The following is a 14,970-nucleotide window of genomic DNA, read 5'->3' as shown; positions in this document are numbered from 1 at the left end:
TGAGAGCCGCCGCCCCACCGGCGAGAGAGACGCCGGGAAATCATGACCACACCACAAGACATCATTCGTCCCGACGTCCTCGCGATGACGAGCTATCCCGTGGCCGACTCCACGGGCCTCATCAAGCTCGACGCGATGGAAAATCCCTACAGCTTGCCCGCCGATCTCGCCAAACGTCTGGGCGCGCATCTCGCGGGCGTCACGCTGAATCGCTATCCGGCGCCACGCCCGGCGGATTTGCTCTCGAAGATCAAGCGCAAGATGCAGTTGCCCGACGCGTGCGACGTGCTGCTCGGCAACGGCTCGGACGAACTGATCAGCATGATGTCGGTCGCGTGTTCGAAGCCGGGCGCGAAGGTCGTCGCGCCGGTGCCGGGCTTCGTGATGTACGAAATGTCGGCGAAGTTCGCGCATCTCGACTTCATCGGCGTGCCGCTGAAGGCGGACTTCACGCTCGACGCCGACGCGCTGATCGCCGCCGTCGAAGAACACGAGCCGGCGCTCGTGTACCTCGCGTATCCGAACAACCCGACCGGCACGCTCTACGACGACACTGACATGGCCCGCATGATCGACGCGGCGCGCAAGAGTCTCGTGGTGATCGACGAGGCGTATCAGCCGTTCGCCGGCAAGAGCTGGATGCCGCGCGCGGCGGAGTTCGATAACGTCGTCGTGATGCGGACCGTCTCGAAGCTCGGGCTTGCGGGCATCCGCCTGGGTTACATGGCGGGCCGTCCTTCGTGGATCATGCAGTTCGACAAGGTGCGCCCGCCGTACAACATCAATGTGCTGACGCAGGCGACCGCCGATTTCCTGCTCGATCACCTCGACGTGCTCGACGCACAGGCCGCCGATCTGCGCGCGCAACGCGCCGCGCTCGCGCGAGAAGTCGCCGCGCTTCCGGGCATGACGGTTTTTCCGAGCGCGGGCAATTTTCTGCTCGTGCGCGTGCCGGACGCCGCCGTTGCTTTCGAAACCCTTCTGACTTCGCGGGTTCTGATCAAAAACGTGAGTAAAATGCATCCATTGCTGGTTAACTGCGTGCGTTTGACGGTCGGAACGGCTGAAGAAAACGCACATATGGTCGCGGCGCTGAAAAAGCTCGCACCGAACTGAATCCCTACTTTCGAAAGCCTCAAGGAATCACCATGCGCATTGCGGAAGTCGTTCGCAACACCAGCGAAACGCAGATCCGTGTGAAGCTCGACCTGGACGGCACCGGCAAGCAGAAGCTCGCCACCGGCGTCCCGTTCCTCGATCACATGCTCGACCAGATCGCCCGTCACGGGCTCATCGATCTCGACATCGAAGCGCATGGCGACCTCCATATCGACGATCACCATACCGTCGAAGACACCGGCATCACGTTGGGGCAGGCGGTGGCGAAGGCCATCGGCGATCGCAAGGGCATTCGCCGTTACGGACATTCGTACGTGCCGCTCGACGAAGCCCTGTCGCGCGTCGTGATCGATTTTTCCGGCCGGCCGGGTCTCGAGTTTCACGTGCCATTCACGCGCGCGCGCATCGGAACATTCGACGTCGACCTCACCATCGAATTCTTTCGCGGCTTCGTGAATCATGCCGGCGTGACGCTGCATATCGACAACCTGCGCGGCATCAACGCGCATCATCAGGTCGAGACCGTGTTCAAGGCGTTCGGCCGCGCGTTGCGCATGGCCGTCGAAATGGACGAGCGCGCGGCAGGACAGATTCCGTCGACCAAGGGCAGTCTCTGATCGACTCACGCTGATTCGGCGGGCGCGTCGACAACACGATGGATCTGTTCAAGTCGTTCATATCGTTGCTCGCGCTGATCAACCCGATCGGCGCGATACCGTTTTTTCTGAGCCTGACCTCGCAGCAGTCCGAGATCGAGAGACGCAACACGATTCGCGTCGCGTCCATTTCGGTGTTTTGCGTGATCGCGGTGACGGCGCTGCTCGGGCAGCAGATCATTGCGTTCTTCGGCATTTCGGTCGGATCGTTCGAAGTGGGCGGCGGCATCATCATGCTGCTCATGGCAATCAGCATGTTGAACGCGCAGGTCGGCAACGCGCGCTCGACGGTGGAAGAACGCATGGAAGCCGAGGAACGCAACAGCATCGCGGTCGTGCCGCTCGCGATTCCGCTGCTCACCGGGCCGGGTTCCATCAGCACGGTGATCGTCTATGCTGCCAATGCGCAGCACTGGTACGACCGTTTCGGGCTCGTCGTGCTGGGCGCGATCATCGCGGGGCTGTGCTTCGGCGCACTGAGTCTCGCCGAGCCGATCGCCCGCTGGGTCGGGCGCACGGGAATCAACATCGGCACGCGTCTCATGGGTTTGATGTTGTCCGCATTGGCGGTGGAGTTCATCGTCGACGGGTTGAAGGCCTTGATGCCATCTTTGAAATGAATACTTCGATTGCGATTGTTGATTACGGAATGGGCAACCTGCGCTCGGTCTATCAGGCGCTGAAAAAGGCTGCACCCGAAGCGAACGTGGCGATCGTCGATCAGCCGCAAGGCATCCATGCGGCGGATCGGGTCGTGTTGCCGGGACAGGGCGCGATGCGCGACTGCATGGCGCATCTGGCCGAATCCGGGCTTCAGGAAGCGGTGATGCAGGCGGCGCGCGAAAAACCGATGCTCGGCGTGTGCGTCGGCGAGCAAATGCTTTTCGACTGGAGCGAGGAAGGCGATACCAAGGGCCTGGGCCTCTTGCCCGGCAAAGTCGTCCGCTTCCAGCTCGACGGCCTGCTGCAGGACGACGGCTCGCGCTTCAAGGTGCCGCAAATGGGCTGGAACCGCGTTCGTCAGACGCAAGCGCATCCGATCTGGGACGGCGTCGCGGACGGCGCATTCTTCTATTTCGTGCATAGCTACTACGTGGTGCCGGACAATCCGGCGCACACGTCCGGCGAAACCGTGTACGGCAGCGCATTTACGTCGGCAGTTGCGCGCGACAATATCTTCGCGACCCAATTTCATCCGGAAAAGAGCGCGGATGCAGGCCTGCGTCTGTACCGGAATTTCGTGCACTGGAACCCGTGAAACGGCGCGTGCGCTAGCGTTTTCGCCTACTACTACGGGCGCATGACCGTTGCAAGACTTGTACTACACTAGCGAGACGGCTCGCGGCAGAGGCACGAAAGACCGCACGTGCGCCGTTTTGATCAACTTCACCCCGAAAATACGCGATACCTATGCTGCTCATTCCGGCCATCGATCTTAAGGACGGTCAGTGCGTGCGCCTCAAGCAAGGCGATATGGACCAGGCGACCATTTTTTCAGAAGATCCGGCAGCGATGGCCCGACATTGGGTCGATCGCGGCGCACGACGGCTGCATCTGGTCGATCTGAACGGCGCGTTTGCCGGCAAGCCGAGGAACGGCGACGCGATCCGCGCGATCCTCGACGAGGTGGGCAGCGAGATTCCCGTGCAACTGGGCGGCGGCATCCGTCACCTGGAAACCATCGAGCGCTATCTGGACGACGGCCTGTCGTACGTCATCATCGGCACTGCGGCGGTGAAGAATCCAGGCTTCCTGCAGGACGCGTGCAGCGCGTTCGGAGGCCACATCATCGTCGGGCTGGACGCGAAGGACGGCAAGGTCGCCACGGACGGCTGGAGCAAGCTGACGGGCCACGAAGTCGTCGATCTCGGCCGCAAGTTCGAGGACTACGGCTGCGAATCGATCATTTACACGGATATCGGCCGGGACGGGATGCTTCAGGGCATCAACATCGACGCGACCGTGCGCCTCGCGCAGGCGGTGAAGATTCCGGTGATCGCGAGCGGCGGGCTGTCGAGCATCGCGGATATCGAGTCGCTCTGCGAGGTCGAGGACGAAGGCATCGAAGGGGTGATCTGCGGCCGCGCGATCTATTCCGGCGACCTCGATTTCAAGGCCGCCCAGACACGCGCCGACGCGCTGCGCGAAGCCGACGGCGCTTGAAGACGCCTGAGCGCGAGCACATCTGAGCAGCACTCCGGGCGGCCGCGACGCCGCCCTTACTTTGTAAGTGGCAAGAACATGGCTCTCGCAAAACGCATCATTCCCTGCCTGGACGTGACCGCCGGTCGCGTCGTGAAGGGCGTCAACTTCGTCGAGCTGCGCGATGCGGGCGATCCCGTCGAAATCGCGCGTCGTTACGACGACCAGGGCGCCGACGAACTCACGTTCCTCGATATCACCGCGACTTCCGATCAACGCGATCTGATTCTGCCGATCATCGAGTCGGTGGCGTCGCAGGTGTTCATTCCGCTGACCGTCGGCGGCGGTGTGCGCGCTGTCGAGGATGTGCGGCGTTTGCTCAACGCGGGCGCGGACAAGATCAGCATGAATTCCTCGGCGGTCGCGAATCCGCAGCTCGTGCGCGACGCGTCGGACAAGCACGGCTCGCAGTGCATCGTCGTCGCGATCGACGCCAAGCGTGTGTCGGCCGAGGGCGAGACGCCGCGCTGGGAAGTGTTCACGCACGGTGGCCGCAAGGCGACGGGCATCGACGCGATCGAATGGGCGCGCAAGATGGCCGAGTACGGCGCGGGCGAAATTCTTCTGACCAGCATGGACCGCGACGGCACCAAGGCCGGGTTCGATCTCGCCCTGACGCGCGCCGTATCGGACGCGGTGCCGGTGCCGGTGATCGCATCGGGCGGCGTGGGATCGTTGCAGCATCTCGCGGACGGCGTCGTCGAAGGCCACGCGGACGCGGTGCTTGCCGCGAGCATCTTTCACTACGGCGAACATACGGTCGGCGAGGCGAAGCGCTTCATGGCCGATCACGGCATTTCGGTAAGGACGTAAGCGGTGAGCGATCAAATGACCTGGCTCGACAAGGTGAAGTGGGACGCGAACGGCCTCGTGCCGGTGATCGCGCAGGAAGCGTCGACCAACGACGTGCTGATGTTCGCATGGATGAATCGCGAGGCGCTCGCGAAGACCATCGAACTGAAGCGCGCGGTGTACTTCTCGCGCTCGCGTCAGCGCCTGTGGTTCAAGGGCGAGGAATCGGGTCACGTGCAGCATGTCCACGACGTGCGCCTCGACTGCGACGAAGACGTCGTGCTGCTCAAGGTCGAGCAGGTATCGGGCATCGCGTGCCACACCGGCCGCCATTCCTGTTTTTTCCAGAAATTCGAAGGCACGGCGGAGAGCGGCGAGTGGGTCGCTGTCGAGCCGGTCCTGAAAGACCCAGAAAGCATTTACAAATGACGCAAGCCAATACGCTCGACACGCTGCTGCGCCTCGCCTCCGTTATCGACAGTCGCAAGGGCGGCGATCCGGAACAATCCTATGTTTCCCGACTCTTTCATAAAGGCGACGATGCGGTCCTGAAGAAGATCGGCGAGGAAGCGACGGAAGTCGTGCTCGCCGCGAAGGACGCGCGTCATGGCGGCGCGCCGAAAGCGCTCGTCAGTGAAGTCGCTGATTTGTGGTTTCATTGTCTCGTGATGCTGTCGCATTTCGACCTGAGCCCCGCCGACGTGGTCGCGGAACTGGAACGTCGCGAAGGCCTGTCGGGGATCGAGGAGAAGGCGCTGCGCAAGTCGCGCCAGCGCGAGCAAAGCGGCAGCTGACGAGCGTCTCGCCTCGAGCGAAGGAGGGCAGCATGAACCGGCAGTACGAACCTTATCCGCCACCCGTCGTTCAGAACTCGGATGACCCGGAGCGTCTGCGCAACATGCGCACGTTCACCCACGTTCTGTACGCGTTGTATGCCGTCTACTGGCTGACCGGGGGGCTGACCGGCCTGGTCGCCATCATCCTCAACTACGTCAAGCGAAGCGACGCCGCCGGCACCCCTTATGAGGATCACTTCACCTGGCAGATCCGCACGTTCTGGTGGGCGGTGCTGGGTCATGTGATCGGCTTTGCGACGATCTGGATCGGCATCGGCTTCCTGATTCTCGCCGCGGTCAGCATCTGGACGCTCTATCGCATCATCAAGGGCTGGTTGTATCTCTACGAGGACAAGGCGATCGAACCGCGCGCCTGGTTCTGAATACGCTTCGATCAATCTGGCCCGGGAACGGGAGACACACGGGACATACATGAGTCAAGACAACTGCATTTTCTGCAAGATCGCCACGGGCCAGCTGCCGAGCACGAAGGTTTATGAGGACGACGAGTTCGTCGCCTTCAACGACATCAACCCGGCAGCGCCGGTGCATGTGCTGGTGATTCCGCGCAAGCATATTGAAACACTTTCCCACTGCACAGAAAGTGACAGTCCGCTGCTTGGTAGAATGGTGAGTCTCGTCGGACGTTTGGCGAAAGATCTGGGTGTCTCCTACACGGGAGGGAACACCGGTTTTCGCACGGTAATTAATACCGGACCGGGCGGCGGGCAGGAGGTGTATCACATCCACGCGCATTTGTTGGCCGGCGAGCGCCCGTGGCGCCGAATGGGGTAATGCTGCAATCTGCGTCTGCATTCTCCTTTCCAATGAAATATTGGGCGAGCAAAATCGATAGTTGAAGTCGAGGCGGTCAGCCTTGGCTCAGGCCGCGAGGCCAGTCTTCCGCTTTAGATACCCAAATCGGGGCGGAATCACGGAGAGTTTTCATTCATGGGTTCGTTAAGCATTTGGCATTGGTTGATCGTTCTGTTGATCGTGGCGCTCGTGTTCGGCACCAAGAAACTGCGCAATATCGGCGGCGATCTGGGCGGCGCAGTGAAGGGTTTCAAGGAAGGCATGCGCGAAGGCGAGACGCCGGCAAATACGACCGATCAGCGCGAGCTGCCGCGTAACGGCGCCGTTGACGTCGAAGCGAAGGACAAGTCCCGCCCGGGCGACTACCGCTAATCCGTCCGCCGACGGTAACCCTCCACTCTTCGTTCAATGCTCGATCTCGGTCTGACCAAAATGGCGGTCATCGGCGTCGTCGCGCTGGTGGTCCTCGGGCCGGAGCGCCTGCCGGGCGTCGCTCGCACGGCGGGGGCGCTCTTCGGGCGCGCGCAGCGTTATATCAACGACGTCAAATCGGAAGTGGCACGCGAGATGGAACTCGATGAGCTGAAGAAAATGCGCACCGAGTTCGAAACCGCGGCGTCCAACGTCGAATCGACGATTCACGACACGCTGCGTCGCCACGAGTCCGAACTGAACGATGCGTGGAAAGAGGGCACGTCGGTCGCGCCGAGCATCGCGGGTAGCGCGGGCGAACAGGCGGACAGCGCCGCGTCGGACAAGCCCTGGGCGAGCACGTCGTCATCGACGTCGACCAGGCGCAAGAACTGGCGCGTGAAGCAGGCAGCGATTCCGAACTGGTACAAGCGCACGACTTCTCGTCGCACGCGGGTCCAGTCGGGCGCGGCGCGCGTCGCTCGTCATACGCCAGCCACCCTGCGCCGGCAGACGAAGTTCTTCTGAGCGAGCCGCGATTCCTTCATCGATGATTTCTACCGAGGGCCGGCGTGAGCGACCCGCAACACAATAAAGAAGAGCCCGTCGAAGAGACGTTCATTTCGCATCTCGTCGAATTGCGCGACCGCATCATTCGCGCGGGCGCTTCAGTCATCGTCGTATTCATCGGGCTGGTGTACTGGGCGCCGGACATCTTCAAGCTGCTGGCCCGTCCGCTGATGCAGAACCTGCCAGCCGACGGCAAGATGATCGTCACCGACGTCACCGGCTCGTTCTTCGTGCCGATGAAGGTGACAATGCTCGTCGCCTTCGTGATCGCGCTGCCGATCGTGCTGTATCAGGTCTGGGCCTTCGTCGCGCCGGGGCTGTATCAGCACGAGAAGAAGCTCGTCGGGCCGCTCGTCTTCAGCAGCTACACGCTTTTCCTGTGCGGCATGGCGTTCGCCTACTTCGTCGTGTTCCCCACTATTTTCCGCGTGATGGCGCATTACAACGCGCCGCTGGGCGCGGAGATGACAACGGACATCGACAACTACCTGAGCTTCGTGCTGACGATGTTCATCGCGTTCGGGGTGACGTTCGAGGTTCCGATCGTCGTCGTGCTGCTGGCGCGCATGGGCGTCGTGTCGATCCAGAAGCTCAAGCAGATCCGCCCATACGTGATCGTCGGCGCGTTCGTCATCTCGGCTGTCGTGACGCCGCCCGACGTTTTCTCGCAACTGATTCTCGCGATTCCGCTCGTCATTCTTTATGAGGCGGGCATCATTGCGGCACGGCTCGTGGTTGGCAAGGAGCAGATCAAGAACGAGGAGCCGGCGGCGGAGTAGGTGCGGCGTATTGTCGCGGTGAGCGTCGGCTTGCCGGATACAAAAAAGGCAGCTTCGAGTGATCGAAGCTGCCTTTTTGTTTTGTGAATGCGGCGTTTATTCGTCGCCCTGGTCACCCTGATCGCCTTGATCTTCGTCCGGCATCTGCGGTGCGCGCGGCGGCGCGGGACGCTTGCCGATCATCACGTTGACGTCGAGTTCCTTGTTCTTGCGCATCAGATGAACCTTGACCGACGTGCCCGGCTTGATCTGCGCGACGACGTTGAGCAGGCGCGTCGTGTCGGTGATGGTGTCTTCGTTGATGGACACGAGGATGTCGCCCGGCCTGATACCCGCCTTGTCCGCCGGACCGCCTTGCAGCACGCCGGCGACGATCGCGCCGGATTTCTGATCCAGCCCGAACGATTCGGCGATCTCCGGGGTCACGTCCTGCGGCTCCACGCCAATCCAGCCACGCGTGACGGTGCCCGTCGTGATGATGCTTTCCAGTACGCTGCGCGCGGTCGACACGGGAATCGCGAAGCCGATGCCGAGCGAGCCGCCGCTGCGCGAATAGATTGCCGTGTTGATGCCGAGCAGATTGCCGTTCACGTCCACCAGCGCACCGCCCGAGTTGCCGGGATTGATGGCTGCATCCGTCTGGATGAAGTTCTCGAAGGTGTTGATGCCGAGGTGATTGCGTCCGAGCGCGCTGACGATACCCATCGTGACCGTCTGGCCGACGCCGAACGGATTGCCGATCGCGAGTACGACATCGCCAACGCGCGTCTGGTCCATGCGCCCGAGGGTGATGCTCGGCAGATTGGTCATGTTGATCTTGAGCACGGCGAGGTCGGTTTCCGGATCGACGCCGATCACTTTTGCGCTGGCCGTGCGACCATCGGCGAGCGCGACTTCGATTTGATCCGCACCGTCGACGACATGCTGGTTCGTTAGAATGTAACCTTCCGAGCTGACGATGACGCCGGAGCCGAGGTTCGACGCCGGCGGCTCGTCGCTCTTGCGTTTGTTCTTGTCACCGAAGAAATAGCGGAACAGCGGGTCTTTCGCACGCGGATCGGGCGGCAGATTGCCGTCCTTGCTGGAGAACACGTTCACGACGGCCGGCATCGCCTTTTGCGCGCCTTCCGAGTAGGACGATTGAACCGGGCGCGAGCCGATGCTCGGCGCCACTTCCTGCAACGCGACGATCGGCTCGGCAAGCTGCTTGCCGAATTGACCCTGACGTTGAAGCCACTGCGGTTTCAAGGTCGCGATGATGAACATCAGGGCCAAAAGCACGGTGACCGCTTGGGCAAAAAATAGCCAGAAGCGTCTAAGCATTTGAAGGGATAGAGGATTTCATGGATCGGATCGAACTCGAATTGTATCTGAACAATCTGCTGGAAATCGGCCGCTTCAAGGACTATTGCCCGAACGGTCTGCAGGTCGAAGGCGCGCGCCGCGTGCAGAAGATCGCAACCGGTGTGACGGCCTCGCAGGCTTTCCTGGAGGCCGCGCTGGAATGGGGCGCGGACACCGTCCTCGTGCATCACGGCTACTTCTGGCGCAACGAGGCGCCGCAGATCACGGGGCGCAAGTATCGTCGGTTGCGCACGCTGATCGCCAACGACATCAATCTCTTCGCCTACCATCTTCCGCTCGATTCGCACCCGGAGTTCGGCAACAACGCGCAGATCGGTGCGCGCCTCGGGCTGATCGCGGACGGCCGTTTCGCCGATCAGGATCTCGGCTGGGTCGCGACGCTCGCGATGCCGCTTTCGCTCGAGCACTTCGGCGCGATGGTCGAGAACGCGCTTGGCAGGAAGCCTCTCGTGTTCGGCGATACGAACAGGGAATTGCGACGCGTGGCGTGGTGCACGGGCGGCGCGCAGGGCTATTTCGAAGACGCGATAGCGGCGCGCGCCGACGTCTATCTGAGCGGCGAGGTCTCGGAGCAGACCATGCATATCGCGGCGGAGTCGGGCGTGGCGTATATCGCGGCCGGGCATCACGCGACGGAGCGTTACGGCGTGCAGGCCGTCGGCGCGCATCTGTCGGAGCAGTTCGATATCGAACATCTTTTTATCGATATCGATAATCCGGTTTAATACGCTGTTAAGCCGGCGCGCCCATTATTTGGCGCTTGCAGTTGACTTAACGAACGCTTCACGATATTGCGCGAAAAACGTGGGGAAAACCCTGAAGCATCAATCACTTCGAGTGATTTTTGCTAGGCGGCCCTTGTAAATGCTAACTCCATTCGCGCACACTAACGGCGAACAACTGATGTGACGGTATAAATCCAACTCAGAAGTGGGGCGTGTGATGCGAGACAAGGATGAAAAACGCGTCGACGGCGGCCGCCGTACCTGGCTGATTGCGACGACCGCAGCAGGTGGTTTCGGAGCTGTGGCAACCGTGGTTCCTTTTGTAGGTTCGTTTGCTCCATCGGAGAAGGCCAAGGCGGCGGGCGCGCCCGTCGAGGTCGATATCAGCGGACTCAAGCCGGGCGAAATGATGACCGTTGCCTGGCGCGGCAAGCCGGTGTGGATCGTCAACCGCACCGACGAAATGCTGGCCGACGTCAAGAAGGCCGACAACGAAGTCGCTGACCCGAAGTCCAAGATGGAGTTTTCGATGCCGTTGCCGGAGTACTGCAACAACGAGTATCGCTCGCGCGCCGATCACAAGAACATTCTCGTGGCGGTCGCGGTGTGCACCCATCTGGGCTGCACGCCGACGCCGCGTTTCCAGGAGGGTGCGCAACCCAATCTCCCCGATAACTGGCCGGGCGGCTTCCTTTGCCCGTGCCACGGCTCGACCTATGACATGGCCGGCCGCGTCTTCAAGAACAAGCCCGCGCCGCAGAACCTGGACATTCCACCGTTCATGTTCACCTCCGCGACGCAACTCGTGATCGGCAAGGACGAAAAGGGAGAGGCATAAATGGCGACCGCAGACAAGGAAGTGGAGACAACGGGCTTGACCGGTTGGATCGACCGCCGGTTTCCGATGACCTCGACCTGGAAGAAGCACGTTTCCGAGTACTACGCGCCGAAGAACTTCAACTTCTGGTACTTCTTCGGCTCGCTGGCGCTGCTGGTGCTGGTGAATCAGATTGTCACCGGAATTTTCCTGACGATGAATTACAAGCCCGATGCGACGCTTGCGTTCGCATCGGTCGAGTACATCATGCGCGAGGTGCCGTGGGGCTGGCTCATCCGCTACATGCACTCGACGGGCGCGTCGATGTTCTTCGTCGTCGTGTATCTGCATATGTTCCGCGGGCTGATGTACGGGTCGTATCGCAAGCCGCGCGAACTCGTATGGATCTTCGGGTGCGCGATCTTCCTGTGCCTCATGGCCGAAGCGTTCTTCGGTTATCTGCTGCCGTGGGGGCAGATGTCGTTCTGGGGCGCGCAGGTTATCGTGAACCTGTTCTCGGCGATTCCGTTCATCGGCCCGGATCTGTCCTTGTGGATTCGCGGCGATTACGTCGTGTCGGATGTCACGCTGAACCGCTTCTTCGCGTTCCACGTGATTGCGATTCCGCTCGTGCTGATCGGACTCGTCGTCGCGCATCTGGTCGCGCTCCATGAAGTCGGCTCGAACAATCCGGACGGCATCGAGATCAAGGCGAAGAAGGGGCCGGACGGCATTCCGCTCGACGGCATTCCGTTTCATCCGTACTACTCGGTGCACGACTTCATGGGCGTGTGCGTGTTCCTGCTGATCTTTGCGGCGATCATCTTCTTCGCGCCGGAAATGGGCGGCTACTTCCTCGAAGCCAACAATTTCGTGCCGGCCAACCCGCTGCAGACGCCGCCCGAGATCGCGCCCGTGTGGTACTTCACCGCGTTCTACGCGATGCTTCGCGCCACCACCGATCCGTTCAAGATCGTGCTGATGATCGTCATCGCACTGCTCGGACTGCTTGCGCTGGTGAAGGGGCGCGGCAAGTGGCGCCTTGGCCTGCCGGTGCTCGCGGTTCTCGTGCTGATTTTCATGGCGCTGACGGAATCGAAATTCTGGGGCGTGGTCGTGATGGGCACGGCGGTCGTGTCGCTGTTCTTCCTGCCGTGGCTCGATCGCAGTCCGGTGAAATCGATCCGCTACCGACCGCTCTTCCACAAGGTCTTCTACGCGATCTTCATCTTCGCGTTTCTAATGCTCGGCTTCCTGGGCACGCGACCGCCATCGCCGGCCGCGACGCTGATTGCGCAGATCTGCGCGTTGATCTATTTCGCGTTCTTCCTCGGCATGCCTTTCTGGACGCCGCGCGGCAGATTCAGGACGCCGCCTGAGCGAGTGCACTACAAACCTCACTGAGCGCACGTCCGGAGACGAATACGATGAAAAAATGGCTCTCTACAATAGCGATGATCGGTGCGGCGCTGCTCTCGTTCGGTGCGGCGCCGGCTTCTGCGCAGGAAGAGGCGGTGCTCGACCGGGCGCCCGCTAGTTCGGACAATCTCGCGTCCTTGCAGCATGGCGCCCAGGTTTTTGTAAACTACTGTCTGAACTGCCACAGCGCGAATCTGATGCGGTACAACCGGCTGACCGACATCGGCATCAGCGAAAAGCAGATTCAGGAGAACCTGCTTTTCTCGACCGACAAGGTCGGCAACACGATGTCCATCGCGATGCGCCCCGAGGATGCGAAAGCCTGGTTCGGCGCGTCGCCGCCGGATTTATCGGTCGAGGCGCGGGCGCGCGGCAACGACTGGCTCTATACGTACTTGCGGAGTTTTTATCGCGATCCGACGCGGCCGACCGGCTGGAACAACCGCGTGTATGAGAATGTCGGCATGCCGCACGTGCTCTGGACTCTGCAAGGCATTCGGGATGCGAAATTCGAGACCGATACGGACGAAAAGACCGGCGAAAAGGTAAGAAGATTCGTCGGTTACACTCAGGTTGCGCCTGGTGCCATGTCATCCGTGGATTATGATTCAACTGTGGCCGATCTCGTTTCGTACATGTCGTGGATGGCGGAGCCTGCGCAGCAGACGCGCAAGCGGCTCGGTGTCTGGGTTCTGCTGTTCCTGGCGCTGCTGAGTTTCCTCGCGTGGCGCCTGAACGCGGCATACTGGAAAGATATCAAATAGCGCGCCTTCGAAGGCGTGGGTCGGCGCGACGACGTTTTCGGCGAGAAAACGCCGCGGCCGACCCTTCGAGTTTACTGAAGGAACTTTAAAAACATGATGGTTCTGTATTCCGGCACTACTTGCCCCTTCTCCCAGCGCTGCCGGCTGGTGTTGTTCGAAAAGGGCATGGATTTCGAGATTCGCGACGTTGACCTGTTCAACAAGCCGGAAGACATCGCGGTGATGAACCCATACGGACAGGTACCGATTCTCGTTGAGCGCGACCTGATCCTGTACGAGTCGAATATCATCAACGAGTATATCGACGAGCGTTTCCCGCACCCGCAACTCATGCCGGCAGACCCGGTGCAGCGCGCCCGCGCGCGCCTGTTCCTGCTGAACTTCGAGAAGGAGCTGTTCGTTCACGTCGGCACGCTCGAGAACGAGAAGGGCAAGGCCGCCGAGAAGAATCACGAGAAGGCGCGTAGCGCGATCCGCGATCGCCTCACGCAGCTCGCTCCGATCTTCCTGAAGAACAAGTACATGCTGGGCGAGGAGTTCTCGATGCTCGACGTCGCGATCGCGCCGCTGCTGTGGCGTCTGGATCACTACGGCATCGAGCTGTCGAAGAACGCCGCACCGTTGATGAAGTACGCCGAGCGGATTTTCAGCCGCCCGGCTTATATTGAAGCGCTGACGCCTTCCGAAAAGGTGATGCGTCGATAGTTTGAGTGCGTTGGGACGCGGCGGCGCGGTTTCGTGCCGCCGCATTCCGGCAGAGGAAAGTTGATGCAAGAGATTTCCACCAAGCCGTATTTGTTGCGCGCGCTGTACGAGTGGTGCACGGACAACGGTTTTACGCCCCATATCGCCGTGCGAGTCGATGCGGCGACGCGCGTTCCGCGTCAGTTCGTGCGCAACGACGAGATCGTGTTGAACATCAGTTTCGAGGCGACGAGCCAGCTGCAGATGGGCAACGAGTGGATCGAGTTCAGCGCGCGATTCTCCGGCAAGTCGCACAAGATCGAGGTGCAAGTCGCGAACGTTTTGGCTATCTACGCGCGCGAGAACGGACAAGGGATGGCGTTCCCGGTCGAGCAGACGCATTCTGGAGCGGAGTTGGCGAGCGCTCCCGTCGGGGGGCGATCGTCTGAGCGCGACACTCGGCAGATCGAGGAGCCGGCGGATGAACGTGTGGATCCCGTGCCAAAGGATCAATCGCAAACGGACGCCGATGACGATGCTTCAAAATCCCCCGCGAGGTCTCACCTCAAAGTCGTTAAATGAAGTAGAATCTCGTCCTTCGCCGGCTTAGCTCATCTGGTAGAGCAGTTGATTTGTAATCATCAGGTGGCGGGTTCGAGTCCTGCAGCCGGCACCAAGATTTACGTCAACGGGTCGTGCGATGTCCGCACGACCCGTTTGATTTGAGTCGACAGGTCTTAGCAGTTTGAGTCGATAAGAAAATGCGTCGAATTCTTGTTGACACGAACCGAAATGTTGTTCATAATCTCGTTTCTCTGCTGCTGCTGATGCAGCGGCGCAAGACAGAAGGTGAGGTAGGGGTCTTGCGATGTGCTCTTTAAAAACTAACAGCCGATAAGTGTGGGCGCTTGATGTTGGGTGCGGTCTGGTTCTTCGGGGCTGGATATAGCGAAAGTATCAAGAGTCTCACACGAAGTATCAGAGGAAGGTTTTTCCATCTTTGGATGGAGTAAAT

The 14,970-nt window shown here is 60.8% G+C and carries 20 protein-coding genes and 1 tRNA gene; 20 read left to right on the top strand and 1 reads right to left on the bottom strand.

Annotation, left to right across the window (positions count from 1 at the left end; all coding sequences use genetic code 11):
- Positions 1 to 42 precede the first annotated feature (42 nt).
- The 13 genes from hisC (at position 43) to tatC (ending at position 8,181) form a co-directional block, all read left to right on the top strand.
- On the top strand, positions 43 to 1,116 hold the full coding sequence (hisC, locus tag NCS58_RS13095) for a histidinol-phosphate transaminase (RefSeq protein ID WP_250538557.1): 1,074 nt from the start codon (positions 43 to 45) through the stop codon (positions 1,114 to 1,116).
- A 32-nt stretch (positions 1,117 to 1,148) separates the two neighbouring features.
- Positions 1,149 to 1,736, top strand: a complete 588-nt coding sequence (hisB, locus tag NCS58_RS13090; protein WP_035506636.1) for an imidazoleglycerol-phosphate dehydratase HisB — start codon at positions 1,149 to 1,151, stop codon at positions 1,734 to 1,736.
- A gap of 38 nt (positions 1,737 to 1,774) precedes the next feature.
- Positions 1,775 to 2,395 (top strand): MarC family protein, encoded by a 621-nt coding sequence (locus NCS58_RS13085; RefSeq protein ID WP_250477146.1) that lies wholly within the window; start codon positions 1,775 to 1,777, stop codon positions 2,393 to 2,395.
- On the top strand, positions 2,392 to 3,033 hold the full coding sequence (gene hisH, locus NCS58_RS13080) for an imidazole glycerol phosphate synthase subunit HisH (RefSeq protein WP_086961391.1): 642 nt from the start codon (positions 2,392 to 2,394) through the stop codon (positions 3,031 to 3,033). The genes NCS58_RS13085 and hisH overlap by 4 nt, the downstream gene beginning before the upstream one ends.
- Positions 3,034 to 3,185: 152 nt before the next feature.
- Positions 3,186 to 3,938, top strand: a complete 753-nt coding sequence (gene hisA / locus NCS58_RS13075; RefSeq protein WP_061120174.1) for a 1-(5-phosphoribosyl)-5-[(5-phosphoribosylamino)methylideneamino]imidazole-4-carboxamide isomerase — start codon at positions 3,186 to 3,188, stop codon at positions 3,936 to 3,938.
- A gap of 78 nt (positions 3,939 to 4,016) precedes the next feature.
- Entirely contained in the window at positions 4,017 to 4,790 is a 774-nt protein-coding gene (gene hisF / locus NCS58_RS13070) for an imidazole glycerol phosphate synthase subunit HisF (RefSeq protein WP_061120173.1), read from the top strand.
- 15 nt (positions 4,791 to 4,805) lie between these two features.
- Positions 4,806 to 5,198 (top strand): phosphoribosyl-AMP cyclohydrolase, encoded by a 393-nt coding sequence (gene hisI, locus NCS58_RS13065; RefSeq protein WP_238217247.1) that lies wholly within the window; start codon positions 4,806 to 4,808, stop codon positions 5,196 to 5,198.
- Positions 5,195 to 5,563 carry a phosphoribosyl-ATP diphosphatase gene (locus NCS58_RS13060; RefSeq protein ID WP_061120172.1) on the top strand — a complete coding sequence of 123 codons (369 nt, stop codon included), beginning with the start codon at positions 5,195 to 5,197 and terminating at the stop codon, positions 5,561 to 5,563. The genes hisI and NCS58_RS13060 overlap by 4 nt, the downstream gene beginning before the upstream one ends.
- 32 nt (positions 5,564 to 5,595) lie before the next feature.
- Positions 5,596 to 5,988, top strand: coding sequence for a hypothetical protein (locus tag NCS58_RS13055; RefSeq protein WP_061120171.1), 393 nt, complete (start codon positions 5,596 to 5,598; stop codon positions 5,986 to 5,988).
- A 49-nt stretch (positions 5,989 to 6,037) separates the two neighbouring features.
- On the top strand, positions 6,038 to 6,400 hold the full coding sequence (locus NCS58_RS13050; protein ID WP_061120170.1) for a histidine triad nucleotide-binding protein: 363 nt from the start codon (positions 6,038 to 6,040) through the stop codon (positions 6,398 to 6,400).
- Positions 6,401 to 6,556: 156 nt separating this feature from the next.
- Complete coding sequence (gene tatA, locus NCS58_RS13045; protein ID WP_061120169.1) at positions 6,557 to 6,793, top strand: Sec-independent protein translocase subunit TatA; 237 nt, start codon at positions 6,557 to 6,559, stop codon at positions 6,791 to 6,793.
- Between the two features lie 36 nt (positions 6,794 to 6,829).
- Positions 6,830 to 7,360, top strand: coding sequence for a Sec-independent protein translocase protein TatB (tatB, locus tag NCS58_RS13040; RefSeq protein WP_061120168.1), 531 nt, complete (start codon positions 6,830 to 6,832; stop codon positions 7,358 to 7,360).
- A gap of 44 nt (positions 7,361 to 7,404) precedes the next feature.
- Entirely contained in the window at positions 7,405 to 8,181 is a 777-nt protein-coding gene (tatC, locus tag NCS58_RS13035) for a twin-arginine translocase subunit TatC (protein ID WP_061120167.1), read from the top strand.
- Positions 8,182 to 8,277: 96 nt separating this feature from the next.
- Here the strand turns inward: tatC and NCS58_RS13030 are convergent, their stop codons facing one another.
- Entirely contained in the window at positions 8,278 to 9,504 is a 1,227-nt protein-coding gene (locus NCS58_RS13030) for a S1C family serine protease (RefSeq protein ID WP_061120166.1), read from the bottom strand.
- Positions 9,505 to 9,524: 20 nt separating this feature from the next.
- On the opposite strand from NCS58_RS13030, the gene NCS58_RS13025 reads away from it, so the two are divergent.
- From NCS58_RS13025 to NCS58_RS12995, 7 genes are all read left to right on the top strand, one after another.
- The gene (locus tag NCS58_RS13025; RefSeq protein ID WP_061120165.1) at positions 9,525 to 10,271 is read left to right on the top strand and encodes a Nif3-like dinuclear metal center hexameric protein; all 747 of its coding nucleotides are present in this window, start codon (positions 9,525 to 9,527) and stop codon (positions 10,269 to 10,271) included.
- A 217-nt stretch (positions 10,272 to 10,488) separates the two neighbouring features.
- Complete coding sequence (gene petA / locus NCS58_RS13020; protein WP_061120164.1) at positions 10,489 to 11,109, top strand: ubiquinol-cytochrome c reductase iron-sulfur subunit; 621 nt, start codon at positions 10,489 to 10,491, stop codon at positions 11,107 to 11,109.
- A complete protein-coding gene (locus NCS58_RS13015; protein WP_061120163.1) occupies positions 11,110 to 12,492 on the top strand; it encodes a cytochrome bc complex cytochrome b subunit in 1,383 nt (460 codons plus the stop codon). It abuts the gene before it with no gap.
- Between the two features lie 23 nt (positions 12,493 to 12,515).
- Positions 12,516 to 13,271 (top strand): cytochrome c1, encoded by a 756-nt coding sequence (locus NCS58_RS13010; RefSeq protein ID WP_250538556.1) that lies wholly within the window; start codon positions 12,516 to 12,518, stop codon positions 13,269 to 13,271.
- Positions 13,272 to 13,364: 93 nt separating this feature from the next.
- Positions 13,365 to 13,976, top strand: a complete 612-nt coding sequence (locus NCS58_RS13005) for a glutathione S-transferase N-terminal domain-containing protein (protein ID WP_008344155.1) — start codon at positions 13,365 to 13,367, stop codon at positions 13,974 to 13,976.
- 63 nt (positions 13,977 to 14,039) lie between these two features.
- Positions 14,040 to 14,537: a ClpXP protease specificity-enhancing factor gene (locus NCS58_RS13000; protein ID WP_061120161.1), complete on the top strand. Its 498-nt coding sequence runs from the start codon at positions 14,040 to 14,042 to the stop codon at positions 14,535 to 14,537.
- An 18-nt stretch (positions 14,538 to 14,555) separates the two neighbouring features.
- Positions 14,556 to 14,631 (top strand) — tRNA-Thr (locus NCS58_RS12995).
- Positions 14,632 to 14,970 lie beyond the last annotated feature (339 nt).

The organism is Caballeronia sp. INML3B, assembly GCF_023631305.1.
Taxonomy (GTDB): Bacteria; Pseudomonadota; Gammaproteobacteria; order Burkholderiales; family Burkholderiaceae; genus Caballeronia; species Caballeronia turbans.
This window is presented reverse-complemented; position numbering and strand designations above follow the sequence as displayed.